The 24,413-nt window shown below is 74.5% G+C and carries 18 protein-coding genes; 9 read left to right on the top strand and 9 right to left on the bottom strand.

The genetic code is table 11. The annotated features are described in order from the left end of the window. Positions 1–59 precede the first annotated feature (59 nt). A complete protein-coding gene (locus AVL61_RS15365) occupies positions 60–560 on the bottom strand; it encodes a DUF456 domain-containing protein (RefSeq protein WP_058875197.1) in 501 nt (166 codons plus the stop codon). Positions 561–644: 84 nt separating this feature from the next. On the opposite strand from AVL61_RS15365, the gene AVL61_RS15360 reads away from it, so the two are divergent. Beyond that, a complete protein-coding gene (locus tag AVL61_RS15360; RefSeq protein WP_231738446.1) occupies positions 645–3,350 on the top strand; it encodes a multicopper oxidase domain-containing protein in 2,706 nt (901 codons plus the stop codon). 85 nt (positions 3,351–3,435) lie between these two features. Beyond that, positions 3,436–4,119, top strand: coding sequence for a lytic transglycosylase domain-containing protein (locus AVL61_RS15355; protein WP_082697226.1), 684 nt, complete (start codon positions 3,436–3,438; stop codon positions 4,117–4,119). A gap of 7 nt (positions 4,120–4,126) precedes the next feature. Here the strand turns inward: AVL61_RS15355 and AVL61_RS15350 are convergent, their stop codons facing one another. The 3 genes from AVL61_RS15350 to AVL61_RS15340 form a co-directional block, all read right to left on the bottom strand. Further along, positions 4,127–5,569 carry a phytoene desaturase family protein gene (locus AVL61_RS15350; protein WP_058875196.1) on the bottom strand — a complete coding sequence of 481 codons (1,443 nt, stop codon included), beginning with the start codon at positions 5,567–5,569 and terminating at the stop codon, positions 4,127–4,129. 8 nt (positions 5,570–5,577) lie between these two features. After that, positions 5,578–10,500, bottom strand: a complete 4,923-nt coding sequence (locus AVL61_RS15345; RefSeq protein WP_197412736.1) for an NAD-glutamate dehydrogenase — start codon at positions 10,498–10,500, stop codon at positions 5,578–5,580. 134 nt (positions 10,501–10,634) lie between these two features. Then, positions 10,635–11,213, bottom strand: a complete 579-nt coding sequence (locus AVL61_RS15340; RefSeq protein WP_058875195.1) for a histidine phosphatase family protein — start codon at positions 11,211–11,213, stop codon at positions 10,635–10,637. A gap of 152 nt (positions 11,214–11,365) precedes the next feature. Here AVL61_RS15340 and AVL61_RS15335 point away from each other — a divergent pair, with 152 nt between their 5' ends. After that, positions 11,366–12,748 (top strand): TIGR01777 family oxidoreductase, encoded by a 1,383-nt coding sequence (locus tag AVL61_RS15335; protein WP_058875194.1) that lies wholly within the window; start codon positions 11,366–11,368, stop codon positions 12,746–12,748. A gap of 99 nt (positions 12,749–12,847) precedes the next feature. Here AVL61_RS15335 and AVL61_RS15330 read toward each other — a convergent pair whose 3' ends face one another. Further along, positions 12,848–15,094 (bottom strand): catalase, encoded by a 2,247-nt coding sequence (locus AVL61_RS15330; RefSeq protein ID WP_231738445.1) that lies wholly within the window; start codon positions 15,092–15,094, stop codon positions 12,848–12,850. Positions 15,095–15,301: 207 nt separating this feature from the next. After that, positions 15,302–16,366 (bottom strand): DUF2382 domain-containing protein, encoded by a 1,065-nt coding sequence (locus tag AVL61_RS18525; RefSeq protein WP_082697225.1) that lies wholly within the window; start codon positions 16,364–16,366, stop codon positions 15,302–15,304. A 146-nt stretch (positions 16,367–16,512) separates the two neighbouring features. Here AVL61_RS18525 and AVL61_RS15320 point away from each other — a divergent pair, with 146 nt between their 5' ends. The 3 genes from AVL61_RS15320 to AVL61_RS15310 are packed head-to-tail and all read left to right on the top strand — an operon-like array spanning position 16,513 to position 18,501. After that, a complete protein-coding gene (locus AVL61_RS15320; protein WP_082697224.1) occupies positions 16,513–16,776 on the top strand; it encodes a PLDc N-terminal domain-containing protein in 264 nt (87 codons plus the stop codon). Positions 16,777–16,819: 43 nt separating this feature from the next. After that, entirely contained in the window at positions 16,820–17,548 is a 729-nt protein-coding gene (locus AVL61_RS15315; RefSeq protein ID WP_058875191.1) for a tetratricopeptide repeat protein, read from the top strand. Then, positions 17,545–18,501 carry an aldo/keto reductase gene (locus AVL61_RS15310; RefSeq protein WP_231738444.1) on the top strand — a complete coding sequence of 319 codons (957 nt, stop codon included), beginning with the start codon at positions 17,545–17,547 and terminating at the stop codon, positions 18,499–18,501. The genes AVL61_RS15315 and AVL61_RS15310 overlap by 4 nt, the downstream gene beginning before the upstream one ends. A 15-nt stretch (positions 18,502–18,516) precedes the next feature. Here the strand turns inward: AVL61_RS15310 and AVL61_RS15305 are convergent, their stop codons facing one another. Continuing rightward, positions 18,517–19,287, bottom strand: a complete 771-nt coding sequence (locus AVL61_RS15305) for an IclR family transcriptional regulator (RefSeq protein WP_231738443.1) — start codon at positions 19,285–19,287, stop codon at positions 18,517–18,519. Positions 19,288–19,459: 172 nt separating this feature from the next. Here AVL61_RS15305 and AVL61_RS15300 point away from each other — a divergent pair, with 172 nt between their 5' ends. Both AVL61_RS15300 and AVL61_RS15295 read left to right on the top strand, forming a co-directional pair. Next, positions 19,460–20,932 carry an MFS transporter gene (locus tag AVL61_RS15300; protein WP_058875190.1) on the top strand — a complete coding sequence of 491 codons (1,473 nt, stop codon included), beginning with the start codon at positions 19,460–19,462 and terminating at the stop codon, positions 20,930–20,932. After that, on the top strand, positions 20,932–22,797 hold the full coding sequence (locus tag AVL61_RS15295; RefSeq protein ID WP_058875189.1) for a bifunctional sugar phosphate isomerase/epimerase/4-hydroxyphenylpyruvate dioxygenase family protein: 1,866 nt from the start codon (positions 20,932–20,934) through the stop codon (positions 22,795–22,797). The genes AVL61_RS15300 and AVL61_RS15295 overlap by 1 nt, the downstream gene beginning before the upstream one ends. Before the next feature lie 27 nt (positions 22,798–22,824). Here the strand turns inward: AVL61_RS15295 and AVL61_RS15290 are convergent, their stop codons facing one another. Further along, entirely contained in the window at positions 22,825–23,298 is a 474-nt protein-coding gene (locus AVL61_RS15290) for an acyl-CoA thioesterase (protein WP_058875188.1), read from the bottom strand. Between the two features lie 180 nt (positions 23,299–23,478). Between AVL61_RS15290 and AVL61_RS15285 the strand changes: the two genes are divergently transcribed. After that, positions 23,479–24,114 (top strand): YdcF family protein, encoded by a 636-nt coding sequence (locus AVL61_RS15285; RefSeq protein ID WP_058875187.1) that lies wholly within the window; start codon positions 23,479–23,481, stop codon positions 24,112–24,114. A 15-nt stretch (positions 24,115–24,129) separates the two neighbouring features. Here AVL61_RS15285 and AVL61_RS15280 read toward each other — a convergent pair whose 3' ends face one another. After that, entirely contained in the window at positions 24,130–24,381 is a 252-nt protein-coding gene (locus AVL61_RS15280; protein ID WP_058875186.1) for a hypothetical protein, read from the bottom strand. Positions 24,382–24,413: the final 32 nt, after the last annotated feature.

Below are 24,413 nucleotides of genomic sequence, written 5' to 3'. Positions count from 1 at the left end.
ACACCCGTGGTGTCCGGGCCCTCGGCCCGTCCCGCCCGCACCGCGGACCCGGCCCGGGCTCAGGCGGTCGTGAAGAGGACCAGCGCGCCCAGCACGAACACCGTGGAGGCGGCGAGCGCGCACGCGAACTCCACGACGATCCCCAGGCCGGCCGCCTTGAGGCCCGCCCAGCTGGCGTCCAGCGCCGCCCGGAGGTCGCGCCGGCGGGCGGTCTCGCTCAGGAGCAGGCCCACGAAGAACCCCACGAAGATCCCCACCACCGGGATGACGAACAGCCCCACCACGGCGCCGGCCGCGGCGTGCAGGAGGGAGCGGTTGGGGATCTGCCGGCGCTTGAGCCGGGTCCCCGTGAGCACGGCGCTCGCGGCCATCCCGGCGATCGCCAGCGCGGAGCCCACGGCCAGGACGGTCCAGCCCTCGACGGCCTGGACCGTGAGCGCCCAGACCAGCAGCCCGACCACGATCAGGATCGACCCCGGCAGCACCGGCACCACGACGCCGAGGCACCCGACGACGAGCAGGGCGGCGGCGACGAGGGTCGCGATGATCTCGGCAGTCACGCCCCCATCGTAGGCGGCACGTCCGGCGGCGACCGCCCTCTATACTGGTATCTGATCCGCAAATTAGCAGAGCAGGTGAGTACCGTGCACGCATCCGCACGCCCCGGAGGGCGGTCCTCCTGGCACCGCCGGGCCGGCCGGCCGGTCCGCCTGTGGATGGCGGTCCTGCTGCTCGTGGTCCTCTTCCACCGCTGGATCCCGGAGACGCGGTGGCTGCTGGTGCACGTGGTCACCCTGGGGCTCGTCACCAACTCGATCCTGGTGTGGTCCCAGCACTTCACCGACTCCCTGCTGAAGAACCGGGTGCCCGACGACGCCCGGGGCCGGCAGCTGGCCCGGATCGGGCTGCTCAACGCCGGCACCGCGCTGCTGGTCGTGGGCCTCCTCACCGGCTGGTACGGCCTGGTGCTCGTCGCGTCGACCGCCGTGGGCGCCGCGGTGGCCTGGCACGGCGCGTCCCTGCTCCGGCAGCTGCGCACGGCGCTGCCGTCCCGGTTCGCCGTGACCGTGCGCTACTACGTGACCGCGGCCTTCCTGCTGCCGGTCGGCGCCGTCCTCGGCGCGCTCCTGGCCGCCGGCCCCGCCGCCGGCCGGCACGCGCGCCTGCTCCTCGCCCACGAGGCCGTCAACGTCCTGGGCTTCGTGGGCCTGACCGTCGCCGGGACCGTGCTCACCCTGTGGCCCACGATCCTGCGCACGCGCCTGCCGGAGCGCTCCACCCGGGTCGGCGCCGCCGCGCTGCCCGTGCTGGCCGGCGGGCTGGTGCTCACCGGGACCGCGGCGCTGGCGGGGTCCTCCGCGCTCGCCGCGGCGGGACTGGTCGTGTACGCGGCGGGGCTGGGCGCCGTGGTCGGGGTGCTCGCGCAGGCCGCGGGGCGGGCCCGCCCCGCCGACTACGCGGGCTGGTCCGTGGCGGCCGGCGTCCTGTGGTGGGCGGCCACCACGGTCGCGGCCGCCCTCGTCGTGGGCCTGCGCGGGTTCGACGCGGCGGCGCTGGGACAGCTGACCGTCCCGTTCGTGGCCGGCTTCCTGGTCCAGGTGCTGCTGGGGGCCATGAGCTACCTCCTGCCGGTGACCATGGGAGGCGGCCCGGCGACCGTGCGGGCGGCCCACCGGGCCATCAACCGCGCCGGGACGTTCCGCGTGGTGGTCGTCAACCTGTGCGTGCTGCTCTTCGCCCTCCCACCGGGCACGGTGCCCTCCTGGGTCCGGGCCGTGGTCTCCCTCCTGGGCGCCGCGGCGCTCTTCGCGTTCGTCCCGCTCATGGTCTCCGCCGCCCGGATCTCGGTGGCGGGGCGCCGGGCCGCCGTGGCCCGCCGGACCGGGGAGCCGGCGCCCGCACCGGAGGCCGTCGCCCCCGCCGCGCCTCCGCGGCCGGCCCGCGAGGCGCTGGCCGGAGTGCTGGTGGTGGCCCTGGGCGTCGCGGCGGGCATCGCCGCGAACCCCGCCGCGGCAGGCTTCGACCTGCGCGGCGGCGGCTCCGGGGTCCCGGCCACGGGCGGGACGACCACCGTGCAGGTCAGCGCCCGGGAGGGAATGCGCTTCGAGCCCGCCACGGTGGAGGTCCCGCTCGGCGACGAACTCGTGATCGAGCTCACGAACGAGGACCCGACCAACGTCCACGACCTCGTCCTGGCCTCCGGCACGAGCTCCGGGCGCGTCGCCCCCGGGCGGACGGTGACCGTGGAGGCCGGCGTGGTCGACGGCTCCCTGGAGGGGTGGTGCTCGATCGTCGGGCACCGCAGCATGGGCATGACCCTCGACGTGGTCGCGGTCGGCGCGGACGGCGCTCCCGGCGCCGCGGCCGGACCGGAGCAGGGCGCGCCCGGACCGGTCCCGGCCGGCACCGATCCGGCCGCCGGGGCGGACCTCGCGGCCGCCCCGGGAGCGGACGCCGAGGTCCGCTCCCCCGTGCTCGAGCCCGTCGGGGAGGGTGTGCTGGAGGACGGCCGGCGGGTGCACCGCGTGGACCTCGACGTCTCCGAGGGCGAGCACGAGATCGCCCCCGGCGTCCGCATGCGGGCGTGGACGTACAACGGCCGCTACATGGGCCCCACGCTGCACGGGGAGGTCGGCGACGTCTTCGAGATCACGCTGCGCAACGGCGGCACGATGGGGCACTCGGTGGACTTCCACGCCGGCACGGTGGCGCCCGACGAGAACATGCGCACCGTCGCCCCGGGGGAGTCCCTCGTCTACCGCTTCGAGGCGGTGCGCTCGGGCATCTGGCTCTACCACTGCTCCACCGCCCCGATGAGCACGCACGTGGCGGCGGGCATGTTCGGCGCCGTGGTGATCGACCCGCCGGGGCTCCCCGAGGTGGACCACGACTGGCTCCTCGTGCAGAACGAGACGTACCTGGGCCCGCCCGAGGAGACCGCCGGCGACGGGGCCGGCGTGGGGGTGGACGCGGTCGTGGACCCCGCCAGGATCCCGGGCGGGGTGCCCAGCCTGACGGTCTTCAACGGGCACGCCACCCAGTACCTGCACGAGCCGCTGACCGCCCGCACCGGCGAGCGGGTGCGGATCCGGGTCCTCGCGGCCGGTCCGTCCACGGGGCTGAGCTTCCACGTGGTGGGCGGTCAGTTCGACACCGTGCACAAGGAGGGCGCCTACCTCCTGGAGCCCGGCGGCGCGGGGTCCGGCGGGGCCCAGGCCCTCGACCTCGCCCCCGCCCAGGGGGGCTTCGTGGAGCTGGAGTTCACCGAGCCGGGCACCTACCCCTTCGTCAACCACTCCCTCGTGGAGGCCGAGCGGGGAGCCCGCGGCCTGATCGAGGTCATCGGCTGACCCGTCCCGCCCGCCGGGCGGGACGGGTGCTGTCCCCCCAAGAGGCCGCAGACCGGGACGGCCGGGTCCTCCTAGCCTGGAACGGATGGCCACCACCGTCCTGGACCCCGCGCGCCCCGGCGCCGAAGGAACCGGCGCCGATACTGCCGGCGCCGAGGAAGCCCGCGCCGAGAAAGCCCGCGGCCGAGGAGCCCGCACGGCGGAACCTGCCCCGCGCGGTTCCCCGTGGTTCCTGCTGGCCTCCGTGGTGCTGCTCCTGATCGGCACCGGCGGGCTCTTCCACGCCAACACCCCCGGGTGCTGCGGGACGCCCGCGGACGAGGGGCCGAGCCGCACCGCCCCCGTGCCGGAGCCGTGGGGCGACGACGTCCTGGCCGCCGCCGAGCTCTCGGGGCTCCCGCCCGAGATCGTGGCCGCCCAGCTGGACGTCGAGAGCCGGTGGGACCCGCGGGCCGTCAGCCACGCCGGCGCGCAGGGTCTCGCCCAGTTCATGCCGGACACGTGGGAGCGCTACGGGCGCGGCGACCCCTTCGACCCGCGGGCCGCCATCCGCGCCCAGGGCGTCTACCTCAAGGACCTGCGGCGCATGGTGCGGGGACTGGCGCCCGCCTCGGCCCAGGAGGAGATCGACCTGGTGCTCGCCGCCTACAACGCCGGGCCCACGGCGGTCCTGCGGCACGGCGGGATCCCGCCGTTCGCCGAGACCCGCGGCTACGTGGCGCAGATCCGCGAGCTCGCGGCCACGACGTACGCCGGCATCGGCGCCTGAGCCCCGGTCAGCCGGCGGCCCGCCGGCTCCGCGCCAGGCCCCGCAGCGCCCTGCGGGCGGCGTGGTAGCCGGCCATGCCGTGCACCCCGCCGCCCGGCGGGGTCGACGACGAGCACAGCCAGACCCCCGGCACCCCGGTCGCGTAGGGATCGGCCTGCACGGCCGGGCGGAACACCTGCTGCAGCCCGTCCAGGGAGCCGCCGCCGATGTCCCCGCCCACGAGGTTCGCGTTCCACGCCTCCAGCCGGGCCGGTGAGGTGTCCACGCGCTCGAGGACCCGGTCGCGGACCCCGGGGGCGAAGCGCTCGAGCTGGCCGAGCACCCGCTCCCCCGCGCGGGGGTCGTCGCACCCGTGCGGGACGTGGGCGTAGGCCCACAGCACCTCCCGGCCCGCGGGCGCCCGGGACGGGTCGGCCGCCCCCTGCTGCGCCACGAGCACGAACGGGCGCTCCGGCAGCCGGCCGGCCCGGGCCTGCTGCTCCGCGGCGCCGATCTCGGCGAGGGTCCCGCCCACGTGCACGGTCCCCGCCTGCGCCACGCGCGGGTCCCGCCAGGGCACGGGGCCGTCCAGCAGCAGGTCCACCTTGTAGGAGGCCGTGCCGTAGCGCCACCGGGCCAGCGCCCGCCGGTACCGGCCCGGCAGCTCGAGCCCGCGCAGGCCCAGCACCTGCCGGGGCGTGAGGTCCAGCAGGACGACGTCGGCCGGCCGCACCCGGGCCAGGTCCGTCACCGGGGAGCCGAGGAGCACGCGGCCGCCGTGCTCCTCGAGGTCGGCCACGAGGGCGTCGACGACGGCCTGGGAGCCGCCGCGCGCGACCGGCCACCCGGTGGCGTGGGCGGCGGCGCCGAACAGCGTCCCGAAAGCGGAGGTCAGGGCGTGCCGCGGGGGCAGCACCGCGTGGGCGGCGGACCCGGCGAAGAGCCCCCGGGCCTGCTCGGTGCGGAACAGCGCCCGCGCCGTGGCCGCGGCGGGCCACGGCGCGCGCAGGCCGAAGGACGCCAGGGCCCGCGGGTGCTCGGGCACGCGCACGAGCGGGCCCAGCACGGACTCGACCGTCTCCTCCCAGCGCTCCACCACGCCGCGGTGCAGCAGGGACCACGCCCGGCCGTCCGGACCCAGCCCCGCCGCCGTGCGCTCGAGCGAGCGGTGCAGCAGGCCCGGCGGGCCGTCGTCGAGCGGGTGCGCCGCGACGACCGGCGGGTGCAGCCACTCCAGGCCGTGCCGGTGCAGGCCCAGCCGGGCGAACAGCGGGCTGGCCACGCCGAAGGGGTGCACGGCGGAGCCGAGGTCGACCACCGTGCCGGGGCCGAGGGCGGCGGCGGAGCGGGCCGCGCCCCCGGCCGCGCCCGCCGCCTCGTGGACCGTGACGTCGAGCCCCGCACGGGCCAGCACCACGGCCGCAGCCAGCCCGTTGGGCCCCGAGCCGACGACCGCGGCCGTTCCCCGCACGGGCCGTCCTACCCGGCCAGCGCGCTGCGCATGGTCCGCAGCGCCACGGACAGGGACGCGAGCTCGGCGGAGGCCTCGCCCGTGTCCTCGGCCTCGATCTCCCCCAGCACCTCCCGCAGCCGGCTCAGCCGGGACTCGTTGCTGGCCTCCCAGGCCTCGACCTTCTGCCGCGCGTCCTGCCCGGGCGCCTCGAGGGCCTGGTCGGCGAGGGCCACCAGGGTCGCGTAGACGTCCTCCCGCATGGACATCCGCGCCAGGTTCTCCCAGCGCGTGGTCTGCGGCAGGCCGGTGATCCGGTTGAGCAGGCTCTCGATGCGGTAGCGGTCGTAGAGCCGGAAGTAGACCTTGGCGATGGTCTTGATCTGCTCCTCGTCGAGGCTGCCGTCCTCGGCGATCGCCTCCCCGGAGGCATGGGCGAGGCGGGCCACGTCCAGCAGCGCGAACGCGTCCAGCAGCTGCGACCACTCCGTGGCCAGCGGGCCGGGGACGCCCTGCCGCTCGGCGGCCTCCGCCCGGGAGTCGACCCGCTGCCGGGAGTCCTCCCCGAGCAGCCGGTCCTCGAGGAACCGGATGTCCACCGTGGGCTTGTAGCGGTCGATGACCTCGGCGACCGGGTTGGCGGTCTCCTCCCGGTTGATGAGCCAGCGCACCACGCGGTCCAGCAGGCGGCGCATGTCCAGGAACATCCGGTCCCACATCTCGGTGGGCACGTCCGCGGGCAGCTCCCGGTGCTGGTGGGCGTAGCGGTCGATCTCGTAGATCTGCACCGCGGCCACGAAGGCGCGGGCCACCTCCACGGGCCCGCACCCGGTCTCCTCCATCACGCGGTAGACGAAGGGGATGCCGCCGTAGTTGACCATCTGGTTGGCCACGACCGTGCCGATGATCTCGGCGCGCAGGGGGTGGGTGCCCACGAGCTCGCCGAAGCGCCGCGTGATCTGCTCCGGGAAGTAGGCCTCCAGGACCTCCACGAACCACGGGTCCTCGGCGAGGCCGCCCTCCACCAGGGCCTCCGAGAGCTGGATCTTGGCGTAGGCCGCCAGCACGGACAGCTCCGGGGACGTGAGCCCGTGGCCCGTGCGGACCCGCTCGCGCAGCTGCTCGTCGGTGGGCAGGAACTCGATCTCCCGGTCGAGGTCGGCCGCCTCCTCGAGCCAGTGCATGAACCGGATGTAGGCCTCGTTGAGGGACCGCACGCGGGCCCGCTCCGTGGTGAGCAGCACGTTCTGCGCCACGTTGGTCTCGAGCACCAGCCCGGCGACCTCGTCGGTCATGGCCTCGATGAAGTCCGCGCGCTCGTCCGCGGAGAGCTCCCCGGCCACGACCATGCGGTCCACGAGGATCTTGATGTTGACCTCGCGGTCGGAGGACTCCACGCCCCCGGAGTTGTCGATCGCGTCCGTGTTGATCAGCACCCCGTTCAGGGCGGCCTCCACCCGGCCGAGCTGGGTGCAGCCCAGGTTCCCGCCCTCGCCGACGACCTTGGCCCGCAGGTCCCGGCCGTCGACGCGGATCGCGTCGTTGGCCTTGTCCCCCACGTCCGTGGAGGTCTCCTGCGCCGACTTCACGTACGTGCCGATCCCGCCGTTGTACAGCAGGTCGGCGGGCGCCGTCAGGATCGCCCGCATCAGCTCGATCGGGGAGAGCTCCTCGACGCCGTCCTCGAGGTCGAGGGCCTCGCGGACCTGCGGGGAGATCGGCACCGACTTCACGGTGCGCGAGTACACGCCGCCGCCGGCCGAGATCTTCTCCGGGTCGTAGTCCTGCCACGAGGACCGGGGGCGGCCGAACAGCCGCTCGCGCTCGGCGTAGGAGACCGCCGGGTCCGGGTCGGGGTCGAGGAAGATGTCGCGGTGGTCGAACGCGGCGACCAGCCGGATGTGCTCGGAGAGCAGCATGCCGTTGCCGAACACGTCGCCGGACATGTCGCCCACGCCCACCACGGTGAAGTCCTCGGTCTGGGTGTCGACGCCGAGGGCGAAGAAGTGCCGCTTCACCGACTCCCAGGCCCCCCGGGCGGTGATGCCCATGGCCTTGTGGTCGTAGCCCACCGAGCCGCCCGAGGCGAAGGCGTCCCCGAGCCAGAACCCGTACTCCGCGGAGATCGCGTTGGCGGTGTCCGAGAAGGACGCCGTGCCCTTGTCCGCGGCCACCACCAGGTAGGAGTCCTGCCCGTCGCGGCGCACCACCTGCTCCGGGTGCACGGCGACGTCCCGGCCGGACTCGTCCCGGACGAGGTTGTCGGTGATGTCCAGCAGCGAGGCGATGAACAGCTTGTAGGCCTCCCGGCCCTCGGCCACCCAGGCGTCCCGGTCCACGGCCGGCTCCGGCAGCTGCTTGGGGTAGAACCCGCCCTTCGCCCCGTTGGGCACGATCACGGAGTTCTTCACCATCTGCGCCTTGACCAGGCCCAGGACCTCGGTGCGGAAGTCCTCGCGGCGGTCCGACCAGCGCAGGCCGCCGCGGGCCACCGGCCCGAAGCGCAGGTGCGTGCCCTCGACCCGCGGGGACCACACCCAGACCTCGAACATCGGGTGCGGCAGCGGGGCCGTGCTGATCCGCCGGGGGTCCAGCTTGAACGCCATGGTGGGGCGGTGCCGGTACACGTTGGTGCGCAGGGTCGCGGCCATGATCTCGGCCAGGGCCCGCAGCAGCTTGTCCGCGTCCAGGGTCGGCACCTCGTCCAGGGCCTCGGTGAGCCGGCCCTGCGCGGCGTCGCGCTGGGAGGCGCGCACGGCGTCGTCGAGCGCCGGGTTGAAGCTCGCGTCGAAGAACTCGACGAGCGCCCGGGTGACCTCGGGGAACGCCAGGAGCGTGTCCGCGATGTAGTCGAAGGAGTTGGGGTGCCCCAGCTGCAGGAGGTACCGGACGTAGGAGCGCAGCACCGCCACGGTCCGCCACGTCATGCGCTCCGTCAGCACCAGCCGGTTCAGGGAGTCCGACTCCGAGCGGTTGGCCAGCACCGCGCACAGGGTGTCCTCGATGAGGTCCTCGGTCTTGGCGTCCTCCGGGCCGGTCGCGTCCACGCCCTCCGGCAGCCGCACCCCGAAGTCGTAGAGCTGGAAGTGCCGGCCGTCGGCGGGGGCGACCTCGTACGGCTTCTGGTCGAGGACCGTCAGGCCGAGGTTCTGCAGCATCGGCAGCAGCGCGGTGAGGGACAGCGAACGGGTCAGGTAGATGTTCAGCCGCACGCCCGCGGGGTCGTCGACGACGCGCACCTCCGCGGGCAGGTCCGGGTCCCGTCCCCACAGCTCCTCGCAGCGCTGGAGGTCCAGGAGCGCCTCCTCGATCTCGTAGTCCGCCCGGTAGGCGTCCGGGAACGCCTCCGCCCAGTTCTCGGCGTGGGTGCGCGCGAGCTCCTCCGGGAAGTTCCGGTGGATCGCCCGGGCCAGCGCCTCCGGCCAGGAGCGCACCGCGGCCCGCAGCCGCGCCTCCAGGCCCTCCCGGTCGAAGGACTGCACCTCACCGGTGTACGGCAGCCGGATGCGGAAGAACAGGCGGGCGAGCGTCGAGGAGGACAGCCGGGCGTCGAAGTCGATGGACTCGGCGTCGAAGGTGCGCTCGAGCTCCTCCTCGATCCGCCGGCGCACCGACGTGTTGTACCGGTCGCGGGGGAGGAAGACGACCGCGGACATGAACCGCCCGAAGTGGTCCTGGCGCAGGAACAGGCGGGTCTGGCGCCGCTCGTCCAGGCCCATGACGCCGCGCATGATGTCGTAGAGCTCGTCCGCGGTCATGTGGAACAGCTCGTCGCGCGGGTAGTCCTCGATGTTGCCCATGAGGTCCCGGGCGGAGTGCGAGTCCTCGAGGAAGCCGAACCGCTCGGCGACCTCCGCCATCTTCTCCTTGATCAGCGGCGTCTCGCGGGCCGGCGTGTTGTAGGCGCGGCGGGTGAAGAGCCCCAGCACCAGGTACTCGCCCACGATCCGGCCCTCGTCGTCGTACTTGGCGACGCCGATGTAGTCGAGGTACTCCCGGCGGTGGATCGACGAGCGGCGGTTGGCCTTCGTGATGAACAGCGTGCCGGCCTCGCGCGCGTGCTCCCGGCCCAGGCCGGTCAGGACCTGCCGGTGCGGCCTGGCGTCGTGCTCCACGAGCAGGCCCCGGCCGGTCCCGGGGCGGCTGACCAGGGAGAGCCCGTCACCGGTGTCCTCGAGGTCGTACTCCTTGAAGCCCATGAGGATGAAGTTGCCCCGGGGCAGCCAGCGCAGGAACTCCTGGGACGGCCCGACCAGCGGCGGGTGCCCGCCCTCCGGCAGGTCCAGCTGCCGCAGCCGGTCGAGCTCGTCCGCGAGCTGCCCGACGCGCTCCTTGAGCTCCACCTGGTCGTCGTCGACCCGCCGGACGTCCTCGAGCAGGCTCGAGAGCCGGTCCACGAGCTCCTGGGCGGTGTCGTCCGAGATCTGCCGGGACAGCTCCACGGAGATCCAGGACTCCACGACGTGCGTGGTGGAGCCGTCCGAGCGGAAGCCGGCCAGGCTGGGCAGCGCGGTGGTGTCGCCGCTGGAGGTCGCCGAGAAGTCCGGCACCTGCTGGAGCCGGCGCAGCTCGTGGGTCTCCGCGTCCCGGGCGGCGACGAGCACGGGGTGGATGAGCAGGCGGGCGCCGCCCCACTTGGCGGCGATCTCCGCGGACACGGTGCTCACGAGGTAGGGGACGTCCTCGGTGACCACGAAGACCACGGAGGTCGAGTCCTCCTGGCGCACGCCCACGGCGATCTCCCGCGGCGCCCGGGTCCGGCCCACGTCGTGGTGGTGCTCGGCGCGCTCGCGCAGCTGGTCCTCGGTGCGGGCCAGCAGGTCGTCCTGCGGGACGTGGCGGTAGTACTCGTTGATCCACTCCCGGTCCCCGGTCCACTCGGGGGCCCTCGGGATCACGCGGATCGCCTCGGTCCGGTCCTCGTCGGGGATCGTGTACTGGTCAGAGGCCACAGCCGCATCACGCCTTCGTCGCCGTGGGCGGCCGGGGGCGCGTTCTGTGCGCCACCGTCGCCGCCGCAGGGGGTGGACGGCACCTCGTGGGACCGTCCCTGATGGCCTCAGCTTATTGAACGAAGCCGGGGCTGTCAGGGTGCGGTGGATTCCGACACGTCATCTCGCAGGCGCGCGGCGCCGAGGGCCTCCGTCCGCACGGGGACCACCTCGCAGTTGCGGACCCGGGGATGGGCCTCCCCGTTGAGCTCGGAGACCGTCAGCCGGATGAGCGAGCCGTGCGCCACGACCAGCACGCTGCGCCCGGGGTGGTCGTCGCGGATCCGGCGCAGGGCCGCCAGGCCGCGGCGTGCGACCGCCTCCGCCGGCTCCCCCGCGGAGAGGATCCGTTCCCGCGCGGCCCCCTCGAGGCCGGCCAGGCGTGAGCCCTCGTGCGGGCCGAAGCCGCGCTCCACGAGCTCGTCGTAGGTCGCCGCGAGCTCGAGGCCCAGGGCCCCGCCGATGATCCGCGCGGTCTCCACGGCCCGGCCCAGCGGCGAGGACACCAGCACGTCCCAGCCGAGGGCCTCGGCTCGCAGGTGCCGGGCGGCGGCCCGGGCCTGCTCCCGCCCGGTGTCGTTGAGGGGGACGTCCGTGGCGCCCTGGAGCCTCTCCTCGAGGTTCCAGTCGGTCTGGCCGTGGCGGATGAGCGCGATGCGTCCGGGGGTCTGCACGTCCCCACTCTGGGCGACGGCCCGCCCCGGGGCAAGCGGGCGGCACGGGGCCCGGGCGCAGGGGCGCCCGCCCCGCGGCCCGGAGCGGGACACGGACGGCCCGCGGCGCCAGGTCCTGGACGAACCGGGGCATTGCGGGTTGAGTGGCAAGCATGACCACCTTCACGTTCAGCTCCCGCGTGCCCCACCCCGTCGAGGACGTCTTCGCCTGGCACGCCCGCCCGGGGGCGCTCACACGGCTGACCCCCGCCTGGACGGGGTCCGTGGTGGAGGAGTCCTCGCCCCCGCTGCGGGACGGCACGCGGTCCCGGCTCCGGGTCGCCGTGCCGGGCTCCTACGGGCTGGCCTCGGTGCCCTGGACCGCCGAGCACCACGGCTTCGTGCCGGGCCGGGAGTTCCGGGACCGGATGGTGAAGGGCCCGCTCGCCTCGTGGGAGCACCACCACCGGTTCGACGACGACGGGCACGGCGGCACCCTGGTCACCGACACGGTGGAGTACGCGGCGCTGCCGGGCAGCAGGGCGTTCGGGGACCGGCTGATGAGCCCGGCGCTGGGACGCCAGTTCGAGGCCCGCTCCCGGCGGCTGGCCGCCGATCTCGACTTCCACGGCCGCTATCCCGGCCGGCCCCTGACCGTCGCCGTCACGGGGGCCTCGGGCACCATCGGCGTCCAGCTGGCGGCGCTGCTCGGCACCGGGGGCCACACGGTCCTGCGCCTCGTGCGCCGCGAGGCGCGCACCCCCGACGAGATCTCGTGGGACCCGGCGGCCGGGACGCTGGACCCCGCCGCGCTGCGGGGCGTGGACGTCGTGGTGAACCTGGCCGGGCGGAACATCGGCGGCCGGCTCACGGACGCGGCGAAGGAGCAGATCCACGACTCGCGGGTGCTGGGCACCCGGCTGCTGGTGCGCGCCCTCACCGCGCTCGGCGACGAGGCCCCGTCCGCGCTGGTCAACGGCTCCGCGATCGGGTACTACGGGGCGGACACGCACGGGGAGACCGTCACGGAGAAGTCCCCGCCGGGCGACGACTTCCTCGCCGAGGTCTGCACCGCGTGGGAAGGGGCCGCCCAGGAGGCCGAGGCCATCGGCACCCGCGTGGTCACGATGCGCACCGGAGTGGTGCAGAGCCCCGCCGGCGGCGCCCTGAAGGCCCAGCTGCCGCTGTTCCTCGCGGGGCTGGGCGGACGGCTCGGCTCCGGGGACCAGTGGCTGAGCTGGATCTCGCTGGACGACGTGGTGGGCCTGTTCGCCCACGCGGTGCTCTCCCCCGGCCTGCACGGGCCCGTCAACGCCGTGGCCCCGATGCCCGTGACGGGCCGCGACTACGCCCGGACCCTCGGGAAGGTCCTCGGCCGGCCGGCCCTGCTGCCCACGCCGGGGTTCGGGCCGAAGCTGGTGCTCGGGTCCGAGGGCGCCGAGCTCATGGCCCTCGCGGACCAGCGGGTCTCGGCGGACCGGGCCATCGACCGCGGCTACCGGTTCCGCCACCCCGACCTCGGCTCCGCGCTGCGGGAGGAGCTGGGCCGCTTCTGAGCCCCTCCCCGACCGCCGAGGTCACCGCTCCTGCCCGAGGACACCGCAGGTCGACGGCGGTCTCGGGCAGAAGCGATGACTTCGCGGAAGGAAGGCGGGTCAGAGGCGGCCGGAGAGCGGGAACCGCTCCCAGGCGCGGTGGCTCTTCATGAGCGTGACCACCTGCTCGACCACGGCGGCGGAGTCCTTGCCGGAGACCACGCCGGGGGCGCCCTCGGGCAGGCCCGCCGCGGCGAGCACCTGCCCCTTGGAGCCCCAGGAGCCGATGGCCTTGGCCTGGCGGAACACCTCGCCGAGCAGCAGGTGCACGCGCGGGTCCACGCCGCCGGCGGAGACGGCCCCGGCCTTCGCGTCGAGGCCCTGCTGGGCGTCCGGGGCCGGGGGGACGGCGCCGGCCACGAGCACCGAGTCGAACTCGACCGAGCGCGCCGTGAGATAGGTCCGGTGGGCCACGAGCTTCCCGCCGCGCCCCACCGGCCCGCCGTGCGGGGCGACGACCAGCGGCACCATCCCGGCGTCGTCGATCGCGGAGACCACGGCCGCGAGGTCGTTCTCGTCCGGGTCCGGGCCCACCACGATGCCCACCTGGCGGCCGTCGAGGGGCCACTGCCCGCCGACCTGGGACAGGGCCGGGCTGGGCGTGATCCGCCCGTGCTTGACGGTGGGCTTCGGCGCCGGCAGCCCCAGTCCCCGCGCGACCACGGCGCACAGCTTCTCGTCGATGTTGGCGAGCGACTGCAGCTGGCGCTCCTTGACGGACTGCTCCCAGCACTTGCCGAGCTCGAACGTGTACGCCTGCGCGATGTGCTCCTTCTCCACGTCGCTCATCGACAGCCAGAACAGCCGCGTCTGGGTGTAGTGGTCCTCGAAGGACACGGGGTTCCCGCGCTCCTTGACCGACTCCGCGACCGGGGCCGGGTGGTCGATGAAGGGACGGGCCGGCTCGTCGGCGGGGAAGGGGTTGTTCCCGTCCAGCGAGTTCGGGTGGTAGGGCGCGACCCCGGAGTGCACGGCCGTCTGGTGCATCGCGTCCCGGAGCATGTCGTTGACGGGGGCGTGCGGGCGGTTGATCGGCAGCTGGGTCCAGTTGGGCCCGCCCAGCCGGCTGAGCTGGGTGTCCAGGTAGGAGAACAGCCGGCCCTGCAGCAGCGGGTCGTTGGTCACGTCGATGCCGCGCACCAGGTTGTTGGGGTTGAAGGCGACCTGCTCGGTCTCGGCGAAGTAGTTCGAGGGGTTGCGGTTGAGCGTCATCAGCCCCACCGGCTCCACGGGGGCGAGCTCCTCCGGGACGATCTTCGTGGGGTCGAGCAGGTCGATGCCCTCGAACGTCTGCTCCTCGTTGTCCTCGAAGACCTGGACCCCGAGCTCCCACTCGGGGTGGGCCCCGGCCTCGATGGCGTCGGCGAGGTCCCGGCGGTGCACGTCGGGGTCCATGCCCATCGCGATCTGGGCCTCCTCCCACAGCACCGAGTGCACGCCCAGCTTCGGCTTCCAGTGGAACTTCACGAGCACGCTGCGGCCCGCGTCGTCCACGAGCCGGAAGGTGTGGATGCCGAAGCCCTCCATCGTGCGGTAGGAGCGGGGGATGCCGCGGTCCGACATGTTCCAGATCGTGTGGTGCTGGGCCTCGGTGTGCAGGGAGACGAAGTCCCAGAAGGTGTCGTGCGCGGACTGCGCCTGCGGGATCTCCCGGTCCGGGTGGGGCTTGCCGGCGTGGATGACGTCCGGGAACTTGATGGCGTCCTGGATGAAGAACACGGGGATGTTGTTGCCCACGAGGTCCCAGGTGCCCTCGGAGGTGTAGAACTTCGTGGCGAAGCCGCGGGTGTCGCGGGCGAGGTCGGCGGAGCCGCGCGAGCCGAGCACGGTCGAGAACCGCACGAAGACCGGGGTCTCGACGTCCTTCTGGAACACCGCCGCGGAGGAGATCCTGCTCGCGGTGCCGTAGGAGCGGAACACGCCGTGGGCGCCGGCGCCGCGGGCGTGCACCACGCGCTCCGGGATGCGCTCGTGGTCGAAGTGGCTGACCTTCTCCCGGAAGTGGTGGTCCTGCAGGAGCACGGGCCCGCGCCGGCCCGCCTTCAGGGAGTGGTCGGTGTCGCTGCGCCGGGCGCCGTGGGCGGTGGTCAGGTACTCCCCGCCCTGGGCGTTGAGAGTCGGGTCGGCCCCGGTGTCCTGGCCCGTGGGGCTCACGGGCTCGGGCGTGCCCTGGTCCGGCTTGGGCGGCAGCGGCGGGCGGGGGGTCGTGGGCTCCGCGACCGGGGCGGTCTCGCTGCCGGGGACGCCGGGGGCCATGGGCGCCTGCTCCCCGGTCCTCTTCCGCATCCTGTTCAGCCTCTTGCGCATGGTGGACCTCCCGGTCGTCGTCACGTCGTCGGCACCGGTCGGTCCCGGACCGCACGGACCGGAACGACCAGCTCACTGATCATTACTGCACTCCCGTGAGGCGGGGCACAAGCCCCCGGGAGCGGCTCCGCGCTGGGTGAACACCCGATCCGCACCGGCACGGACGCGCCCCGGCCGGTGGCCGGGGCGCGTCCGTGCCGGGAGGGATCAGTCCTCCTCGACGTCGATCCGCTCCTTGCGCACGGTCTCCTCGACCACCTCGGTGCGCTCCGTGCGGCGCACCGCCAGGCGCACCCGCTCGTAGGGCACGCGCACCGTCCGCACCACGGGCACCTCCCGGTAGAGGATGACCTCGTCCTCCCCCACCGGCAGCTCCGCGCCGCCGAGGAACGCCTCGCGCTCCTCCTCGGTGACGGGGGTGCGGATCTCCTCGACGTCCTCGGACGCCAGGGTCTGCTCGGCGCGCACCGGCTCCTCCACCACGTACTTGCGCAGCCGGGTCCGCCCGGTCTCGACCCGCTCCGTCCCGACCTGCAGGCGCTCCTCGTGCCGGACCACGGAGGGGCTCTGCCCCGGCTGCGCACCGCGCAGGGATCCCGCGTCCCCGGGACCGCGGTCCTCGTCCCCGGCGGCGTGGCGGCCGGCACCGCGCCCCGCCGGGCCCCGGCCGCCGGTGTCCGGGGTGGCCGGGCCCCGGCCGGTGTCCTCGGCGGTGGCGTCCCGGGCGCCGGCCTCCGGCACGGTGGCGTCCCGGGCGCTGGCCTCCGGCACGGTGGCGTCCCGGGCGCTGGCCTCCTGCACGGCCCCCTCCCGGTCGGCCGCCTCCTGGTCGAAGGCCTGGTCGCCGGTGCCGGACGGTGCGTCCGGCCGGCCGGCACGCCGGGCCTCGGGCCCCTCGTCGCCGACGCTCGCCCGGCCGTCACCGGCGGTCGCGTCCGCCCCGGTCAGCGACTCGCCGGTCCGGCGCACGTCCGTGCCGTCGTCGCGGCCGGAGTCGTCGCCGTGCCGGACGGCGTCGTCGTCCCCGGCGTCGATGTTGTAGGCGGGGGCCCCGCCGCGCGGGTCCCGGGTGTCGGCCGGGCTCGAGGTCGCGGACCCGCCGATGTCGCCGTCCTCCCGCCCGTAGGCGTTGTGGTCCCACAGCTCGGTCGCCGAGCTGGGCGCGTGGCGCTCCACCCCGGTGTCGTCGGTGTCCGGTCCGCCGGAGCGCCCGGCCGCGGGCTCCTCGTGGGCGGACTCCTGGTCGTACGGGCGGTCGTCGGAGGTGGACATCGTGGACTCTCCTCGGGGTTGCGATCGTCCTGCATATTTTATCAGCGTGCTGAGCGGTGACGGAGCCCACTCTACGGGGGACCGGACACCGGCACGGCCCGGCGCCCGCCCTTGTCCACCCGCCCCCGCGGTGCCAGTATCGATGCATGAGCACCTTGACCGTCCTCGCGGCCGGCGGCGCCGAGGCCGTGCGGACGGGAGCGTGGGAGAGCGGTGCGACGGCGGCCGGAGCGGTCGTCGTCGCGCTGATGGTCGCCGCCTCGGTCTCCCTGCTGCGCAGCCCGGCCCCGGACCCCGTGCTGCGCCTGCTGTGGCTGCTCGTGATCCTCGCGTTCCCCGTCGCCGGCGCGGGACTGTGGTTCGCGCTGGGCCGGCGGACCCCCCGTCCACGGGACCCGCACCCTGCGTAGCCCCCGCCACCCCGTGGGAGACCCGGCCGAGAAAGGAATCCGCATGAGCTATCCCCAGGACGGGCACGGGTTCTTCACCCGGGCCCTCGACGCCGAGGACCGCGGCCGGCTCGACGAGGCCGAGACCGCCTACCAGCAGGCCATCGCGCTCTTCGAGGAGGAGAGCGACTCCCTCCAGGAGCAGGCCGCCTGCCACTACAACCTGGGCCACCTCTACCTCGGGATGAACCGTCCCGGCCGGTCCCTCACCGCCTACGAGCACGCCCTCGGGCTCTTCGGCCGCATCCCGGGCAGCGGCAAGCACAAGGCCCGCACGCACCTGATCCTGGGCAGCCTGCTGCTCGAGCTGGACCGCGCCCACGACGCCGAGGAGCACCTCCTCGACGCCCTGGGCCAGTACCTCGACGCCCCGCACGAGGCGCAGGACCAGGCGCAGTGCCACGTCAACCTCGGGCGGGTGTACGAACTGGGCGAGCGGCACACCCAGGCCATCACCGCGTACAACCGGGCACTGGACTTCTACCAGGAGACCGAGGCCACCGCCACGGAGCAGGCCGAGTGCTTCACCGCGCTGGGCCGGCTCTACGAGCGCGCGGGCCGGATGCAGGAGTCCGGAGCCGCCTACGGGGCGGCCGCCCGCCTGCGCTGGTCCGCGGAGCAGCAGCGCCTGGAGGAGCGGGGCACCGAGCAGCACGGCACCGGGCAGCAGAGCCCGGAGCAGCAGAGCCCCACCCGGGACGCCGGGGTGCCCGAGGGGGAGGACCGCCCGTGAGCTCCCGCCTGATCTACGGCTGCATGACCATCGGCGGGTCCTGGGACGACGCCCCGGCGAGCGCGGCGACCGTGGACCGCGCCCGCGCCGCGGTGCACGCCGCGCTGGACGCGGGCATCACCGACTTCGACCACGCCGACATCTACGCGAACGGCAAGTCCGAGGCGGTCTTCGGCGAGCTGCTCGCCGAGGACCCGGAGCTGGGGCGCAGGACGACCCTGCAGACCAAGTGCGGGGTGCGCCTGCCCGGCAACACCGCCGCGCCCGGCGCGCCGACCCACTACCGACTGGACCGGGACACGATCCGGAGCGGCCTCGAGGGTTCCCTGCGCCGGCTCCGCGTGGACTCGGTGGAGCGGCTCATGCTGCACCGGCCCGACCCGCTGGCCGACCTCCAGGAGGTCGCGGGGACACTGGACGAGCTGCGCAAGGAGGGGCTGATCCGCTCCGTGGGCCTGTCCAACATGTCGACCCGCCAGGTGTCCCGCTACCAGCAGCTGCTGAGCACGCCCGTCACCGCGGTGCAGCTCGAGCTGAGCCTGCGGCACCGCAGCTTCGTGGAGCAGCAGATCCTCGTCAACCACCCCGGGGGTGCCGAGCACTCGTTCCCGGAGGGTCTCCTGGAGTACTGCGCGGCGGACGGCATCGAGGTGCAGGCGTGGGGCGCCCTGGCCCGCGGCCTGTACACCGGCGCGCCGATCCCGCCGGAGGACCAGCACGCCGCGGCCACCGCGGCGGCGGTCCACCGGGTCGCCGCCGCGCACGGTGCCTCCGGCGAGGCGGTGGTCCTCGCGTGGCTCATGCGGCACCCCGGCGGGATCCGTCCCGTGCTGGGCACCACCGACCCGGAGCGGATCGCCGCGTGCGCCGGAGCGGAGGAGCTCGCGTCCCGGCTGGACCACGAGGACTGGTACGCCCTGCTCACGGCGGCGCGCGGCGACTCCGTCCCCTGAGCGTGCGCCGGCCGGTCAGCCGGGGAGCCGGGCGCCCAGCTCCCCGGCCGCCTCCTGGAGGGCCGGCACCATGTCCACGAGGTCCTCGAGCCGGTGGCGGAACACCGGTGCGGACAGCGCGAGCGAGCCGACGCACCCCCCGCCCGGCCGCAGGACGGGCACCGCGACGGCGACCATGCCCACGTCGTGCTCCTGGTCCTGGGTGGCCCAGCCCGCACGCCGGATCCGTTCGACCCGCCGGCGCAGCTCGTCCCGGTCCGTGAGCGTGCTCGGGGTGCGCGGCTCGAGCTCGACCGTTTCGAGGAGGTGCTCGCGCACCTCGTCCGGGGCGAACGCGAGCAGGCACAGCCCCAGGGCCGAGGAGTGCAGCGCGCCGCGGTAGCCGGGGTCGGAGGTGACCCGGAAGTCCGGGCCGTCCTCCTTGGCGAGGGTGTGGAACCGGTCGCCGTCCAGGACGGCGAACAGGCAGGACTCGCCCGTGCGCTCCACCATCCGCCGCAGCACGGGCACGACCGTCCCGGTGATCCCGAGGCGCTGGGCCACACCGTGGGCCGCACGGAAGATCTTCAGCCCCAGGACGTAGCGCCGGTCCTCCTGCAGCTCGGCGAAGCCGTCCCGGACGAGCGCGTTGAGGAGCCGGTACGTGGTGCTGAAGGGGTAGCCGCAGATCCTGGTCGCCTCGGCCGCGGTCAGCCCGCCGGGGTGCTCCCCCAGCAGTTCGAGCAGCCGCAGGGCCTTGCCCACCATGTCCGGACGGGCGGTGCCCGCCTGCTCCGCGGCCGTCACCGGAGGCACCGGGGAGGAAGGACGACGTTCCGGTCGGGTGTGCTCACTGCGGTGCTCCGTTCGCTGTGCGGTTGACATGTGGACCAGCTCACAGAGACCATAGTCACACAACAGAAGTTGTTTCCACAATATGAGAGCTAGATGTGTTGTGGACTCCGAACGAAGGATCCCCATGAGCTCAGCAGCGACGACCGCCGAGACCACGGCCCCGCCGCCGTCCGCGAGGACGCCCCGCAAGGCCGCCCTCGCCGGCTGGATCGGCAGCGCCCTCGAGTACTACGACTTCGCGGTCTACGGCACCGCCGCCGCCCTGGTGCTCAACCACCTCTTCTTCCCCGCCGAGACGTCCCCCGGCGTGGCGATCCTCTTCGCCATGGGCACCGTGGGCGTGGCGTACGCCGTCCGGCCGCTGGGCGCGCTGGTCATGGGCCCCCTGGCGGACCGGTTCGGCCGCAAGTTCGTGCTCATGCTGACCCTGTTCATGATCGGCGGGGCGACCTTCGCCGTCGGGTGCCTCCCGACCTACGACCAGGTGGGGATGCTGGCGCCCGCGCTGCTCGTGCTGTGCCGCGTGGTCCAGGGCCTGTCCGCCGCGGGCGAGCAGGCGAGCGCCATCTCCATGTCGCTCGAGCACGCCGACGAGGACCGGCGGGCGTACACCACCAGCTGGACCCTGCAGGGCACCCAGTTCGGGACCCTCCTGGCCACCGCGGTGTTCATTCCCTTCACCCTGCTGCCGGAGGAGGCGCTGTTCAGCTGGGGCTGGCGCGTGCCGTTCTGGCTCTCCGCCGTGGTCGTGGTGGCCGCCTACCTGATCCGCCGCCACCTGGAGGAGCCGCCGGCCTTCCGGGAGGCCCGCGCCGAGGAGCCCGCCGAGGAGCCGGAGTCCCCGCTGCGGGTGCTCCTGAGGCACCACCGGGCCGCTGTGCTACGGATCGCCGCGGCCGCCATGATCAACACCGTCAACGTGGTGTTCACGGTGTGGTCGCTCTCGTTCGCCACCTCCGTGGTCGGCCTCGAGCGCTCCACCATGCTGTGGGTCTCCGTGCTGGCCAACGCCGTCGCCCTGTTCGTGATCCCGGTCGTGGCCGTGCTCGCCGACCGCATCGGCCGCAAGCCCGTCTTCCTCGCCGGGGTGCTCGGCCCCGCCGTGCTGATGTACCCCTATCTCTCGGCGGTCCACGCCGGGAACTGGCCGCTCATCTTCGGGCTCGGCGCGGTCATGTCCGGGTGCGCCTACTCGATGGCCAACAGCATCTGGCCCTCGTTCTACGCCGAGATGCTGCCGCTGCGGGTGCGGGTCACCGGGCTGGCCCTGGGCACGCAGATCGGCTTCGCGGTCTCGGGCGGCTTCGCGCCCGTGCTCGCCTCTGCCGTGGCCGGTCCCGCCGGCGACAACTGGCTGGGCGTGGCCGTGTTCGTCACGGTGGCGTGCGTGATCTCCGGCGGCGCCGCGCTGACGGCGAGGGAGACGGCAAAGAAGACCCTCGACGAGATCGACGCGCTGCACACTTCGCGCACCGAGGCCGCCGAGCTGCGCGCCCTCGGCGCCGAGGGCCGGAACGCCCCGGGGCGGACCGCTGCGGAGCCGGTCGCCGAGGAGCAGGCCGCCGCGGAGCCGGCCGTCTCCGGGGCGGGACGCTGATGCGCACCTCGATCGCCACGGTCTGCCTCTCGGGCACCCTGGAGGAGAAGATGCACGCCGCCGCGGCGGCGGGCTTCGACGGGATCGAGGTGTTCGAGCAGGACCTGGTCGTCTCCCCCTCCTCCCCCGAGCAGATCCGGGAGCTCGCCGCGGAACTGGGCCTGAGCCTGGACCTCTACCAGCCCTTCCGGGACTTCGAGGCCGTAGGCCCGGAGCAGCTCGCCGCGAACCTGCGGCGCGCCGAGGCCAAGTTCCGGCTGATGGACCGGCTCGGCGTGCGGACCGTGCTCGTGTGCTCCAACGTGGCCACCGCGGTGATCGACGACGACGATGTCGTGGCCGGGCAGCTGCGCCGGCTCGGCGAGCTCGCCGCCCGGTACGGGGTGCGGCTGGCCTACGAGGCGCTGGCCTGGGGGAGGTTCGTCGACGACTTCGAGCACGCCCAGCGGATCGTGGACCTGGCCGACCACCCGGCCGTGGGGACCTGCCTCGACAGCTTCCACATCCTCTCCCGCGCCTGGGACCCGGCGCCCATCGAGGGCATCGCGGCGGAGAAGATCTTCTTCGTGCAGCTGGCCGACGCCCCGCTGCTGAGCCTGGACGTGCTGTCCTGGTCCCGCCACCACCGGGTGTTCCCCGGGGAGGGCGACTTCGACATGGTCGGGTTCATGTCCCACCTGGTCCGCGCGGGCTACGACGGGCCGGTGTCCCTGGAGATCTTCAACGACGCCTTCCGCCAGGCCGACGTCAACCGCACGGCGGTGGACGGGCTGCGCTCCCTGCGCTGGCTCGAGGACCAGACCCGGCGGGCCCTGGCCGGCGAGCGGACCCGGGACACGCTCGGGCTCCAGCCGCTGCCCGCGGTCGAGGAACCGGCCGGCTACGACTTCGTGGAGATCCGCACCGGGCGGCTCGGCGAGACCACCCGGCTCCTGCACCAGCTCGGCTTCGCCCTGGGCGGTCACCACCAGTCCAAGGAGAACGTGCAGGTGTGGGTGCAGGGACCGGTGCGGGTCGTCGTCAACGACGCGGTCCCGGACGGGTCCCCCACCGAGGTCGCCGCGCTCGGCTTCGACGTCGCGGACCCGGACGCCGCCGTGGAGCGGGCCGCCCGGCTCAAGGCCCTGCCCGTGCCGCGCGCCCAGGGCCCCGGCGAGCAGGTGCTGCGCGGGGTGTTCGCCCCGGACGGCACGGAGATCTTCTTCTGCGAGCGCACGGCGGACGGGGTCCCGGCGTGGCTGGGCGAGTTCGGCGCGGACGACGAGCTCGAGCCCGGGGCCCTGGTCACCGGGGTGGACCACCTCAACATGGCCCAGCCGTGGCAGCACTACGACGAGGCCGTGCTGTTCTACACCTCGGTGCTCGCCCTCGAGGCGCAGTCCTCCCAGGACGTCCCCGGCCCCTCGGGGCTGGTGCGCAGCCAGGTGATGCGCTCGGCCAACGGCGCGGTGCGGATGCCGCTCAACGTGGCCCCGACCGCCGCCGAGCAGGGCTCCTTCGTGGGCGCGGCCTATCCCGAGCACGTGGCGCTGTCCTGCACGGACGTCGTCGCCGTGGCCCGGCGGGCCCGCCGGCGCGGGCTGCGGTTCCTGCCCGTGCCGCAGAACTACTACGAGGACCTCGACGCCCGCTTCGACCTCGACCCCGGGTTCGTGGCCTCCCTGCAGGAGCTGCACCTGCTCTACGACCGGGACGCGGAGGGCGAGTTCCTGCACTTCTACACGGAGACCCTGGGCACGGTGTTCTTCGAGGTGGTCGAGCGCCGCCGCGGCTACTCCGGCTTCGGCGCGCCCAACGCCCCCGTCCGCCTCGCGGCGCAGTACCGGCGCTCGCAGGCGGCCCACCGGGCCCGCACGGAGGCCTGACCGGCTTCCGGCGGGCCCCCGCGCGGGTCAGCGGAAGACGAGCGGGCCCCCGTGGGGGGCCAGGAGCTCCTGCTGCTCCGCCGAGATGCGCAGCACCGTCCCGGTGGCGGGCACGAAGAACGCGAGCCGCGTCTCGGCCCGCACGCACGCCCGGCGGGAGACCACGTCGGTGATCTCGAAGCCCAGCGTCAGGGCACCGCCGCGGGCCGAGACGACCCACACCCGGACCTCCACCGGGGTGTTGCGGTACTCGAGGGGACGGAGGTACTTGATCCGGTTCTCGGTGATCAGCGCCTGGGTGCCCTCCGGCAGCGCGGAGAAGAAGGGGATCAGCGGGGGCTCCACCTGGTCGCCGGTGCCCACGGGCACGCCCAGGGCCGCGATCCGCGCCTCCTCGAGCAGCCGCACGACCTCCACGTTGTTCACGTGCCCGTACGGGTCCATGTCGCCCCAGCGCATGGGCACCCGGCACAGCACGCCGGACTCGTCCTCCACCGTCATGCGGTCCGTCCTCCTCGGTCGTCGGGCCCCGGTGCACGCGGCACCGGCGTCCTACATCGTAGGCCCGGGCCGCCCCGTCCGGGCGGCCCCGGCCCGTCACACGGCGCCCGCGCCCAGCGGCGGGTGCGACAATGTCGGCTGATCCGGACCCTGCCCCGACGACCGGCGAGGAGCGGCGCGATGCCCCGCAGTGCCCGCACCACCCCGCGCTCCGCGTGGGTCACCCGCGCCCTCGTCACGGTGCTCGCCCTGGGCCTGGCCTGGCTGATCGCCGGCTGGGTCGTGTTCCAGCACCCCCGGACCGACGCCCCGTCGCGCTCGGACGCCCTCCTCGTCCTGGGTCCTCCGGACCGGACGCGCATGGCGGAGGCGCTGCGGCTCATGGACGCCGGGATGGCGCCGGTGCTGGTCGTGGCGAATCCCGGCACCCGCGACCTCGGCGACGCCTCGGGACGGGTGTACTACGCCCGGGCCGCGCAGACCTGCGCGGAGGACGGCGGCCGGGACTACGAGGTGATCTGCTTCCGGCCCGATCCCTCGACCACCCAGGGCGAGGCCATGGAGCTGCGCGCGCTCAGCGAGCAGCGGGGGTGGGACCACGTCAGCGTGCTCACCTACCGCCAGCACGTGGCCCGCTCCCGCCTGCTGCTGGAGCGCTGCTTCGCGGGGCGGCTGGACGTGCTCTCCTTCGACTACCCGGACGTGCCGCGGGGCCCGCTGCGGGAGTTCGCCTACCAGTCCGGCGGCTACGTGAAGGCCTGGCTCACCCCCGGCTGCGCGCAGCAGCTGCCGGGGCAGCCGAAGTCCGCGGACTGACCGGCCGGGACCGCGTCAGCCGCCCCGGTCGGCGAGGTCGCGGACCCACTCGGCGGACCGGCGGTCGCCCTCGGAGGAGGCCCTGTGGGCGTCGTCGCGCCCGGAGAGGACGTCCCCCGGGGAGGGCCGCGGCGTGCCCGGCCGGTGGGGGCCGCCGGAGGCGGCCAGGCCCGCGACCCACGCGTCGGACTCCACGCCGCGGTGGGCGTCCGCGGCCAGGCGGGCCCGGGCGGCCGCGACGGTGATCGGGTCCACGGGGTCGGTCATGGCCCCAGTCTTCCCCCGCCGCGCCCCCGGGG

This window comes from Kocuria rosea subsp. polaris, from assembly GCF_001483755.1.
In the GTDB taxonomy this organism is placed as follows: domain Bacteria; phylum Actinomycetota; class Actinomycetes; order Actinomycetales; family Micrococcaceae; genus Kocuria; species Kocuria cellulosilytica.
The sequence above is the reverse complement of the archived record's forward strand: the minus strand, read 5'-3'. Positions and strand labels throughout refer to the sequence as shown.